Annotated in this window: 12 protein-coding genes, 1 other RNA gene and 1 pseudogene; 2 read left to right on the top strand and 12 right to left on the bottom strand. The window is 47.4% G+C overall.

Going from position 1 to position 10,795, the window contains the following annotated elements:
• Nucleotides 1-136 precede the first annotated feature (136 nt).
• From Q0R35_RS08220 to Q0R35_RS08180, 9 genes are all read right to left on the bottom strand, one after another.
• The gene (locus Q0R35_RS08220) at nucleotides 137-931 is read right to left on the bottom strand and encodes a transporter substrate-binding domain-containing protein (RefSeq protein ID WP_295615938.1); all 795 of its coding nucleotides are present in this window, start codon (nucleotides 929-931) and stop codon (nucleotides 137-139) included.
• An 11-nt stretch (nucleotides 932-942) separates the two neighbouring features.
• Entirely contained in the window at nucleotides 943-1,302 is a 360-nt protein-coding gene (rplT, locus tag Q0R35_RS08215; RefSeq protein ID WP_295615935.1) for a 50S ribosomal protein L20, read from the bottom strand.
• 116 nt (nucleotides 1,303-1,418) lie between these two features.
• Entirely contained in the window at nucleotides 1,419-1,616 is a 198-nt protein-coding gene (gene rpmI / locus Q0R35_RS08210) for a 50S ribosomal protein L35 (protein ID WP_295615932.1), read from the bottom strand.
• 251 nt (nucleotides 1,617-1,867) lie between these two features.
• Complete coding sequence (gene rnc, locus Q0R35_RS08205) at nucleotides 1,868-2,572, bottom strand: ribonuclease III (protein ID WP_295615928.1); 705 nt, start codon at nucleotides 2,570-2,572, stop codon at nucleotides 1,868-1,870.
• A gap of 29 nt (nucleotides 2,573-2,601) precedes the next feature.
• Nucleotides 2,602-3,052: RNase P RNA component class A (rnpB, locus tag Q0R35_RS08200), an RNA gene on the bottom strand.
• A 224-nt stretch (nucleotides 3,053-3,276) separates the two neighbouring features.
• Complete coding sequence (locus Q0R35_RS08195; RefSeq protein WP_295615925.1) at nucleotides 3,277-5,571, bottom strand: tetratricopeptide repeat protein; 2,295 nt, start codon at nucleotides 5,569-5,571, stop codon at nucleotides 3,277-3,279.
• Between the two features lie 357 nt (nucleotides 5,572-5,928).
• Nucleotides 5,929-6,975, bottom strand: a complete 1,047-nt coding sequence (gene mtnA / locus Q0R35_RS08190; protein ID WP_295615922.1) for an S-methyl-5-thioribose-1-phosphate isomerase — start codon at nucleotides 6,973-6,975, stop codon at nucleotides 5,929-5,931.
• Nucleotides 6,976-7,049: 74 nt separating this feature from the next.
• Nucleotides 7,050-7,535 (bottom strand): hypothetical protein, encoded by a 486-nt coding sequence (locus Q0R35_RS08185; RefSeq protein ID WP_295615919.1) that lies wholly within the window; start codon nucleotides 7,533-7,535, stop codon nucleotides 7,050-7,052.
• An 84-nt stretch (nucleotides 7,536-7,619) separates the two neighbouring features.
• Nucleotides 7,620-8,000, bottom strand: coding sequence for a (2Fe-2S) ferredoxin domain-containing protein (locus tag Q0R35_RS08180; protein ID WP_295615916.1), 381 nt, complete (start codon nucleotides 7,998-8,000; stop codon nucleotides 7,620-7,622).
• Between the two features lie 77 nt (nucleotides 8,001-8,077).
• Here Q0R35_RS08180 and Q0R35_RS08175 point away from each other — a divergent pair, with 77 nt between their 5' ends.
• The gene (locus Q0R35_RS08175) at nucleotides 8,078-8,707 is read left to right on the top strand and encodes a TetR/AcrR family transcriptional regulator (RefSeq protein ID WP_295615913.1); all 630 of its coding nucleotides are present in this window, start codon (nucleotides 8,078-8,080) and stop codon (nucleotides 8,705-8,707) included.
• A 7-nt stretch (nucleotides 8,708-8,714) separates the two neighbouring features.
• Here Q0R35_RS08175 and nrdR read toward each other — a convergent pair whose 3' ends face one another.
• From nrdR to psbB, 3 genes and pseudogenes are all read right to left on the bottom strand, one after another.
• Nucleotides 8,715-9,179, bottom strand: coding sequence for a transcriptional regulator NrdR (gene nrdR, locus Q0R35_RS08170; protein WP_295615910.1), 465 nt, complete (start codon nucleotides 9,177-9,179; stop codon nucleotides 8,715-8,717).
• Nucleotides 9,180-9,362: 183 nt separating this feature from the next.
• Nucleotides 9,363-9,467, bottom strand: coding sequence for a photosystem II reaction center protein T (locus Q0R35_RS08165; RefSeq protein WP_295615907.1), 105 nt, complete (start codon nucleotides 9,465-9,467; stop codon nucleotides 9,363-9,365).
• Between the two features lie 85 nt (nucleotides 9,468-9,552).
• Nucleotides 9,553-10,737: pseudogene (psbB, locus tag Q0R35_RS08160) on the bottom strand (photosystem II chlorophyll-binding protein CP47); the annotation flags it as partial.
• Nucleotides 10,738-10,752: 15 nt separating this feature from the next.
• Here psbB and Q0R35_RS19500 point away from each other — a divergent pair.
• On the top strand, nucleotides 10,753-10,795 hold a 43-nt coding region (locus Q0R35_RS19500), incomplete at its 3' end, for a hypothetical protein (protein WP_366944846.1).

The raw sequence follows: 10,795 nt of genomic DNA, 5'->3' as shown, positions 1-10,795 counted from the left end.
AGGCTCAAAACCCTTGTACTCGATCGCTTGAATCCCTCGATCGAGCGAAAATCTTTGCAACAGAACCATCCTTTAGCAAGGATTTCAGCCTTTAGAGCAACACCATGGACTAATTCAGCAAGCCCTAATTAGTTGACTATTGTAATCCCCAGTATTGAATGCGTTGTTGGAGCCAACCATCAGCTTGCCAACGTTCGATCGATCTGTCCACCAATTGATGCAAGGAATCGGATTTAATCCCTTTAGGGATAACGATTCCCAATGCTTCAGTAGATAATTTATTGGGTAAAAGATGATAATTAGCATCGGTTTTGTTCCAGCCAAGTAGCAGACTCCGATCTGCTGCAATTGCCACAACTTTACCTGTAGCTAATAACGATTGAGCTTGTTGATAGCTATTTACACCGACTAATTTTGATTGAGGGATAATGTATTGAAGTGCGGCGATCGTTGTAGAACTATTTAATACGGCGATCTTTTTACCAACTAAATCACTATTTTTATTGATATTAGTTTGATTGGTAATTATCCCTGTTCCATCTAGATAATAATACCTACTAAAATCAACTACCCGCGATCGAGTCGCCGTAATTGTTACTCTCGCGATCGTCAGATCTACTGTGCCATCAATTACTACTTTCAGCCGATCTTGATTGGCGACAGGGATAAACTGAATAGAATCTGCATTACCAAATATTTCTGCGGCTAATTTACGGGCGATATCTATTTCTAAGCCCTGTAAATTACCAGTGCGATCTCGCAATCCGAACAGGGGTAAATTATCTTTGACTGCTACTATTAATTTGTGTCGTTGCTGGATTTCCTTGAGTGTTCCAGCTTGAACTGCGGTTTGCCAACTGATGATACTTCCGATCGATAATAAGGCGAAGAATAAAGACTTAAATCGATTCAATCGTGCTTTATCCTTCATACCTAATTAGTCTATTTCGTCGCTGCTGCTGCGGCTAGTTTAATTACCGCTTCAAAGCTAGCGGGATCGAGAATGGCGATTTGAGCTAACATCTTCCGATTGAGTTGGATGTCGGCTTTCTTCATATTGCCAATCAATTGACTGTAGCTCATGCCATGTTGACGAGAAGCTGCATTGATCCGCGCGATCCATAAGCGACGAAAATCGCGTTTTTTCTTCTTACGATCGCGATAGGCATTCCGTAATGCCTTCATTACTTGTTGGTTAGCAATCCGATAGAGTTTAGAGTGAGCACCTCTAAAGCCTTTTGCTAACTTGAGAATTTTGTTGCGGTGCTTCCGCGCCACGTTACCGCGCTTTACCCGTGTCATAGTTTAAATTAGGTGAGTTGGTGATTAAAATTGCTCTACGGCATTATCGATAGTTATTTACGATCTCAGTCCTCAAGCTACCAGTTTTGAAGTTTGGTAATTATCCAGGTGGATAGTTACAAGTAAGGGAGCATTCCGCGTACTCTGAGCACATCAGTCTCGTCAACGGCTGTTGCCTTCGATAGGCTCCGACGACGATCGGCATTTTTGTGTTCGAGCAGGTGGCTTTTGAATGCCTTACGGCGCATGATTTTACCAGTGCCGCTGGCGCGAAAACGCTTCGCTGCTGCTTTGCGGCTTTTGAGTTTCGGCATTGGAATAAATTTGTTTAGACACAATTTATTATTGTACTCGATAGATCGCACAAATAGCTAGGGGTTAGGGATTAGGCTTTGGGTTTATCTACACAAGTTATTTGAGTTGATGCGTAGTCCTCTACCCCACCCCAGCCCTCCCCTTATAAAGGGGAGGGAGCATGAAAAGCCCCCCCTTTATAAGGTGGGGTTGGGGGGGTAAACCAACCTCAAACGAAGTCTAGCGAACTTGTAGGTAGATCCCCTATCCCCTATTCCCTACTCCCCATTACCTGGGCAAAGGCAACCTTCGCAGCAGCTTGTTCGGCGGCTTTCTTAGATTGTCCCGTACCTGTGCCCAATTGTCGATCGCGAAACCAGACTTCGGCAATAAAGCGTTTAAACCTGTCGAGCTTGAGCGGATCTTCAGAGACGCGGTATTCTGGTAAAGCCTTATAATGCGCTTGCGTCCATTCTTGGAGCGCGTCCTTATAATTTTGGCGCGCGGGATCTTGGAGAATTTCGGTGGCTAATTTTTGAAAATGCGGATCTAGCCAAGGACGGACTAATTGCAGATTATTGGTCGTCAGATACAGTGCGGCGAGTACTGCTTCAAACGCATCCGCCAGCCGCGACACCCGCCCCGAAGGATCGCCAACCGCCGAAGCTGCTAGAGTGAGATAACGATCGAATCCATAACTATCGGCTAATTGCGCTAAAATCCGATCGCTGACTAATACTTTCCGCACCGCCGAAAAATCGCCCACCGACTTGTCGGGATAAGTCTCCCACAAAAATTCGGAAGCAGCCAACCGCACCACCGAATCGCCGATAAACTCTAACTGCTCGTAGTTAGGCACTCCCACTGTCGGATGCGTCAGGGCAATATCCAACAACGACCAATCGATTTGCGTATCTCCTGGCAATCCCAACCGAATCATCAACTTGCCCAATTCTTGTTGTCGCCGTGGGTGCATCAGTGGTGTTAACTAGTTCAAAAAATAGAGAAAAGAGTCGGTAGTAAGCCGGGTTCTGTGATCTCTTGCGAGACGGTGGTTATCTATCTGGGTAGTTTGTTACCAAGTACCTCAAGCGGATCTCAATCGGAACTGGTAAAAGACCAACCATAGCCCCTGCCTTGCTTCCAACCGGGGTTTACCGAGCCAGCACCTCTCGATACTGCTGGTGCGCTCTTACCGCACCTTTGCACCCTTACCAGTCTAGGCTTTAGGCTTTAGGCTTTAGGCTTTAGGTAATTAAAAATCGGGAGTTTTATCCCTAACATCTAAAACCTAATACCTAACACCTAACACCTAAAGCCTAATCCCGGCGGTATTTTTCTGTGGCACTATCCTCACGATCGCTCGCACTGGGCATTACCCAGCAAGTTTGGTCTTTCGGAAGCCCGGACTTTCCTCGAATTCGACTGGCGAACTCGCAACCACCTCACCAACTCTCTTCTCAATTACTCATTGTACAGGTCGATCGGGCTTTTGCCACTTGGGGCTGTGGCTGGTTTGTGCTAAGTTCGATCGAATCGTCGGTATTTTATCGCAAAAAATTGGCTCGATTCTCGTTCTCGTTGGCGTAGCGTAGCGTCTCGTTTCGAGAAGAGGCTACGCCAACGGGCAATCGAACCTCCTTTCCTAAAACCTAAAACCTAAAACCTAAAACCCAATCCCTAAAACCTAGTCCCTAGTCGATCGAGGATGGCTAAAATCTGTTGATAGGTTTTGCTATCGCCACGATCGAGGTAGAGATTGGCGGCTTGATGGTAGTCGCTAATTGCGCCAGCGCGATCGCCGATTTGGGTGTGGACTTTACCGCGTTGGTAGTAGGCTGGGGCGTAACACGCATCGATGGCGATCGTCTGGCAAAAGTCGGCTACTGCTGCTGAAAAGTTACCTAAGCTCTGATGGCTGCAACCGCGCTGATAATAGGCATCGAGATAATTTGGCTGGAGATCGATCGCGCGTTGATAGTCGGCGAGGGCGTATTGATGCTCGTGATTGGTAGCGAGGAGCCAAGCGCGGTGGTAATATGCTCTGGCAAAGTTGGGCGATAATTTAATCGCGCGTTCGATATCTTCCATTGCGCCTTGCACGTCGCCGAGTGCGCTGCGGCTAATGGCACGGTTGTAATATGCGTGCAGATGGTTGGGATCGAAGCAGATGGTATGAGTGTAATCGGCGATCGCGCCCTGTTTGTCGCCGATGTATTGACGGGCATTACCGCGATGGTAGTATGCATGGAAGTATTGACGATCGAGGGCGAGGGTGTGGCTATAGTCATCGATCGCGGCTTGGTGATTACCCATTTGTCGCTGACAGATGCCCCGATTGTAGTAAGCGATGACTAAGCCAGGATCGAGACTAATTGCCCGATCGTAATCGGCAAGCGCGGCGGTAAGATTGCCGTCGATCCGGTAAATATTGGCACGATTGCTGTAGGCGACAGCAAAGTCGGGATCTCGTGCGATGGCTTGAGAGTAGTTATCGATCGCGGCGGGATGTTTGCCCATTTGATAGTAAGCATTACCGAGATTATTGTAAACGCTGATAAAATCTGGTTGGAGTTCGATCGCTTTGGTAAAGTCGGCAATGGCTGGTGCATATTGCCCGCTCTGAGTATAAATAATGGCACGGTTGTTGTAAGCGATCGCTGAGTGGGAATCGATTTTTAGTACCTGACTAAAATCGGCAATCGCACCAGCCATATTGCCTAGATACTGACGTAAGTTACCACGATTATTATAGGCGAGTAATAAGCGCGGATCGATGGCGATCGCCCGATCGTAATCGGCGATCGCGCCTTCTGCATCGCCTAATTGAGCTTGTGCGGTACCCCGCATCACGTATTCGATCGCGGTTGTCGGATTAACGAGTAAGCTTTTACCCAGCTCGAAATCGGCAGTCGGATCGGTAGTCGATGGCGAACCAAAACACGTCCCTAAGCCGCGCCCAATATAGGCAACGCCCAAATCGGGAGCCAGAGCGATCGCCCGATCGAAGTCATCCCAAGAGCCGGGATAGTCGCCGATAAACCGTCGCGCATTGCCCCTACCACAATAGGCATCGACACACTGAGGATCGAGCGCGAGCGCACGATCGAATACGGCGATCGCCTGTTCGCAATTACCGACTTCATAAAATTCTGTACCGCGCTCGACTAATAGGCGCAGGTGTTTGGCAATCTCTAGGCGCGTATCGGCGGGGGAATGCTGATGCACTAGCAATTGGGGAATCGCGCCCGCTATGGCTTGCCAAGCGGCTAAAGCTGATGGGTAGCCGCTTTCGGGATCTCTCGCAATCAGTCGATCGATAATCGCAATCGGTTCTGGGCGATCGATTTGGGTTGCTAGTTGTTGCCATTGCAAGATCTGGCTGGCTGTTAGGGGCGATCCAGTGCCAATCGCCGCCGCGATCGCAATGAAGCCGATCGCCTGTAAATTGTCCGCCAAAGGCGTTTCCCCGGCGCACGAGATCGATCGGGGTAAATTTACGAGTACCAGCTTGCCATCGAGCTGGCGGCGGACGATCTGCTCGATCGCGACAGGTTCGGCTGACACTTCACACCGCTCGATTTCGCGTAATACTTCGAGTAAGTCTGCCAGCAGCATGACTATTTGCGATTGAGTCCAAGTTCGCGTCGCTAACTCTTGCGAGAATGGCACCCCAGCGATAAACTCGCGCACGATGTATAAACATCCATCTTCGACAAAATAACTATAAACGATCGGCAGTCGATCGACGCGGCGACTCACATCATACAACCTCTGTGCCGAATCGATCGCTTTTTGCCAGTCAGGACTATCGGGAGTCGGATCGGCAATTGGGTAACTATGAACCGCACATTTGAGCTGAAGATTGCCCGGAATCTGAGTATCGATGGCTAAATAGGTGGTGACAGATCCATTATGTCCCAACCGTTCCAGGATTTGATAACGCTCTTGAAGAGTAGATCCGATCGGATTCACTGTGCGTACGCTCCTACCACTCACTTGCAAGTTATTCAAAGTCTACTACCAACATACTGCCGACTATCTCTATTTTGACACATCGATCGGTTGATGTGAGATGGGAGATGGGAGATGGGAGATGGGAGAGTAAGGAGTAAGGAGTAAGGAGTAAGGAAAATCCCCTCCTCGGAGGGGTGCCCGTAGGGCTACTGGTCGGGTCACCCGCCCAGTGGGGTGGGTAGATCTTCGCTAAAACCTAAAACCTAAAACCTAAAACCTAAAACCTAAAACCTAAAACCTAAAACCTAAAACCTAAAACCTAATCCCTAATCCCTAAAGCCTAAAACCTAAAACCTAATCCCTAATCCCTAAAGCCTATTCCCGATCCCGAAGATTGATAATTTCTGCTGGTGGAAACGCGCCGAATTCGGTAATAATTGCCTGAATTAAATGAGCTGGAGTCACGTCGAATGCGGGATTGTAAAACTCCACGCCGGGGGGACAGACGATCGTGTCCCCAATCTGGTAAAGTTCCGAGGGATGACGTTCTTCGATCGGAATCCCACTCCCATCATCAAGGCTAAAATCGATCGTCGATCGCGGTGCGGCGACAAAGAACGGAATATTATGCGCTTTAGCTACCAAGGCGAGACTATAAGTACCAATTTTATTCGCAGCATCGCCATTAGCAGCAATCCGATCGGCTCCGACTACCACCGCATCGATTAAGCCCTGCTTCATACAGTGTGCCGCCATACTATCAGCAATCACCGTCACGGGGATACCCTCCTGCACGCATTCCCAACTAGTCAGTCTGGCACCTTGCAAACGCGGGCGCGTCTCATCGGCATAGATCCGCGCCAACCGCCCCTGCGTCCAAGCCGATCGTACTACCCCAAGTGCCGTACCATAACCAGCCGTTGCTAGGGCACCTGCATTACAATGGGTGAGCAAACATAGCTTATCGGGGCTGCTGGGTAAAACTTTCAAGCCATGTGCCCCGATCGCCTGACAAGTTGCGATATCATCAGCATTAATCTGTTGCGCGGCAACTAATAATTGCGGGATAATTTCCGCCACAGTCCCCGCACAATTGCGTGCTGTCGCCTCCATCCGATCGATCGCCCAAAACAAGTTTACCGCCGTCGGGCGCGTCGCTCTGAGCGTTTTGCCAATTGCCACCAACTGTGCCAAAAACTCATCTCGATCTGTAGTGGTAATCTCTTTAGCACCCAAATACATCCCATAAGCCGCCGCCACCCCGATCGCTGGCGCACCCCGCACGATCATCGTCGTAATCGCTCTTGCCATATCGTCCACCCGACTGATTTCCACATGGGTATACTCATTCGGCAGTCGATTTTGATCGATCAGCAAGACACGATCGTTATGCCAGCGGACGGGATAAACTGGGGTATTCATGGGTCAGGTAGCTAGAAAACAAAGTCCAGACCCAAATTTTATCATCGAATGAATGACGCACCAGTTATTTTTATTTATGTAAGTGTTTTGGTATCAAGCTGTGCTTTGATATTTTCCATAACCGATCGCATATATCCAGACCATAAAAACTGATTAATCAACCACAGGATCGGAATAGCAAATGAAGATTTGGGGATAAATGTATAACTCCAACGAATGAGTGTAATGTTAGCTAAAGAATCACAATTATCAAACCACCATTCTCCTGTTGCTGATGCAATTAACAAGCCTAAAGCACCAGAAAAATTACTAACGATATACGAGAAATAATTTGGCTGATTATACTGAGTCAGTTGTTCTTGGGCATAACTACCGTCTGATAAGTATACTGTCTGTGTTTGACCTGCCTCATCCCACTTTCCCGTTTGAGACTTTACATTGACAACTGCTGGCAAAAATCCGTGACCTTTAAAGATCGATTTTAGATCGATAGTTGTGACATGATAAAAAGCTTCTGTTGTATTTACATTAACTTGAGCACTAACTACTGATGAGATCATTTTAATTCTAGTACTAGCAGGAAGAAATTATAAATTGAGATGGTCGCGTAAAATAATTTAGCTGTCTTGATACTGCTTATCTTCCTAATTAATATCAATCTGACAGCGTTTTAATGGCTTGCCATCGATCGAATGACTTGCGACGATCTCCGGAATATCGGCACTAGTCAGATGACCATACAAGTGGCGATTGGGAAATAATAGCTTCCTCACCTTGTGTTGAATCTTGTCGGGTAGCCACGTAAAATTCTGCCAATTAGCGCGATAAACAGCCACCACTGTCCCCGCTTCACACCGATCCAAGCAGCCCGATTGTCGCACTTCCACTTGGTTTATTAACTGTTGTCGATCGATCTCATCGCAAAAAGCTTGATAAATCTCGACTCCGCCACAATTAAAACAACAGTCTTCGGACTGAGTGCGCTGTCTGGTACATACAAATACTCGATATTTGGGTTGGTTCATAATTATCGATCGGCAATTGATCCTATAATATGAGCAAATACTCGTGTTGCCAACTCGCTTTCTATTCAAGTATTTTTATGCCTAATAAACCTCCTACAACGCCGCGTAAACTGCCACGACAGGATCGATCTCGTATAACTGTCGAAGCAATTATCGAAGCAACTACTCACATTTTGGTCGAAGAGGGCTATGACAAAGCCAATACTAACCGGATTGCTGAACGCGCAGGAATTAGTATTGGCTCACTGTATCAATACTTCCCCAATAAAGAGTCTCTAGTTACAGCGTTAATGGAGCAACACGCGCAGGAAATGGTGGAATTAGTCGGGATGAAACTCGAGCGATTATTTGACTCACCCCTAGAAATCGTCATTCCAGAAATTATCACAGCCATAATCGCTGCCCATGCCATTAATCCCAGACTGCATCAGGTTTTGAGTGAGGAGATTCCTTATTCAGAACGTTCACCCAAAATGCAACAGGCTAATGAACGAATTTCGATACTGATTCGCGCCTATCTCGAACGCTGGCGCGATTACATTCATCCCCAAAACATCGATCTAACTGTATTTATTTTAAGCCGCACTGTTGATTCGCTCTGCCATGCTGCTGTGATCGAACAGCCGCATCTGGTTAGCGATAGTCAGTTTGAACAGGAGGTTTCTAATTTGTTACTTGCCTATCTGATTAAGAATCCAGCAATTTAATCACTACTTACTTTTGATTCCGAACTTGATTTAACTGGTGAAGTGTATCCACGAAGTCCCGAATCCCCTGAAATTGACGGTAGACAGACGCAAACCGAATATAGGCGACTTCACTCAGTGGGCGCAATTCGGACAGCACCAGCTCTCCAATTTCCGCCGTAGTTACTTCGCGCAGCGTTCTGGTTTGAAGTTGAGCTTCAATATTATCAACGATTCCTTCTAGTGTTTCTGGTGGTAGTCCAGTTTTTTGACAAGCGTGGATCATCCCTCTGAGCAGCTTAGATCGATCGAAATATTCACGGTGAGAATTTTGCTTAATCACGGTCACAGGCACAAATTCTAGCCGCTCGTAGGTCGTAAACCGATGCTTGCACTCCAAACATTCCCGCCGCCTGCGAATACTCTGTCCCGCTTCTGTCGATCGAGACTCTAACACACGACTATCTGTATACTGGCAGCGAGGACATTGCATTATAAATGTTGAAAAGTACGGATCTGTAGGGGCAGGTTTATGCTAAAAATCCTCGTTCTTAATCATAACTATCGTCCAAACCTGCCCAACCACCATAGAAGCTTATTACCCCAAAAGCAAAATCTGAGCCATCTAGAGATTTCTCTAGATTAGCTCAGATCGTGCCTAAACTGAAATTGTTGCTTAATCTTTCTTGCGGGGAATCTTGGCTGGTTCGCGAAATGCGATCGCAAAAAACACAGTTCCCAAAGCCAACGCCGTTACCAAAATATAAATAGTTGCTTCCATCTCTAAAATCCTACAGGATCATTTTTGTTTAATAGTAGCCAGGGATTGGGGATGAAAAACTATCCAACCCCCAATCCCCAATTTATTAGGCTTCCTTCTTCCGAGTAGAAGGATCTCCCAATTTCTGGAATAATCCCCACTCTACTTGCTCTTCTAGATCGGCTTCTACACCAGCAAATACGTCGCGGTAGATTGTCCGCGAACCATGCCAGAGATGACCAAAGAAGAAGAATAACGCAAATACAGCGTGACCGAAAGTAAACCAACCGCGAGGACTAGTGCGGAATACACCATCAGAGCCAAGTTTTTCACGATCGAATTCAAAGATTTCACCACCTTGAGCTTTACGAGCGAACTGCTTGACTTGGTTGGCATCTTTGAAGACTTGACCGTTTAAAGCACCACCGTAGAAGCTAGCAGTGATTCCAGCTTGCTCGAAGCTGTATCTGGATTCTGCCCGACGGAACGGAACGTCTGCACGTACAATCCCTTCAGAGTCAGTCAAGATGACAGGGAAACTTTCAAAGAAGTTTGGTAGACGACGTACACTCAGTACTCGACCTTCAGCGTCTTTGAATACTGGATGTCCTTGCCAACCTTGGACGATTCCGTCGCCTTTGTTCATTGCACCAGTACGGAATAGACCACCTTTGGCAGGGCTATTACCTACATAGTCATAGAATGCCAGTCTGTCAGGAATTGCCTGCCAAGCTTCGGCTTCGGTTTTGCCATCTTCAACGCTAGTCTGAACGCGACGTTGGATCTCCTGTTGGAAATAACCGCTATCCCACTGATAACGAGTCGGACCAAATAGCTCGATCGGTGTAGTAGCACATCCATACCACATGGTTCCAGCAACGATGAATGCTGCAAAGAATACGGCGGCGATACTGGATGATAGTACAGTTTCGATATTTCCCATCCGCAGAGCTTTGTAAAGTCTTTCGGGTGGGCGGACAGTCAAGTGGAATAAACCAGCAATGATGCCGACGGTACCCGCTGCAATATGGTGAGCGACTACGCCGCCAGGATTGAACGGATTGAATCCCGCAGGTCCCCATTCTGGAGCGACTGGAGCGACGTGCCCCGTAATCCCAAAGGGGTCTGTCACCCACATCCCTGGGCCAAATAAACCAGTCAGGTGGAATGCTCCGAATCCAAAGCAAAGGAGTCCAGATAGGAACAAGTGAATCCCAAACATTTTGGGTAAATCTAGAGCTGGTTCGCCAGTCCGAGGATCTGTAAACAGTTCCAAGTCCCAGTATACCCAGGTCGGCTGATATCAGTGCATTTAATGCATACAGCTTTGGTTGCTGGTTGGGCTGGTT

The sequence above is a fragment of the Chamaesiphon sp. GL140_3_metabinner_50 genome, assembly GCF_025361915.1.
Taxonomy (GTDB): Bacteria; Cyanobacteriota; Cyanobacteriia; order Cyanobacteriales; family Chamaesiphonaceae; genus Chamaesiphon.
The sequence above is the reverse complement of the archived record's forward strand: the minus strand, read 5'-3'. Positions and strand labels throughout refer to the sequence as shown.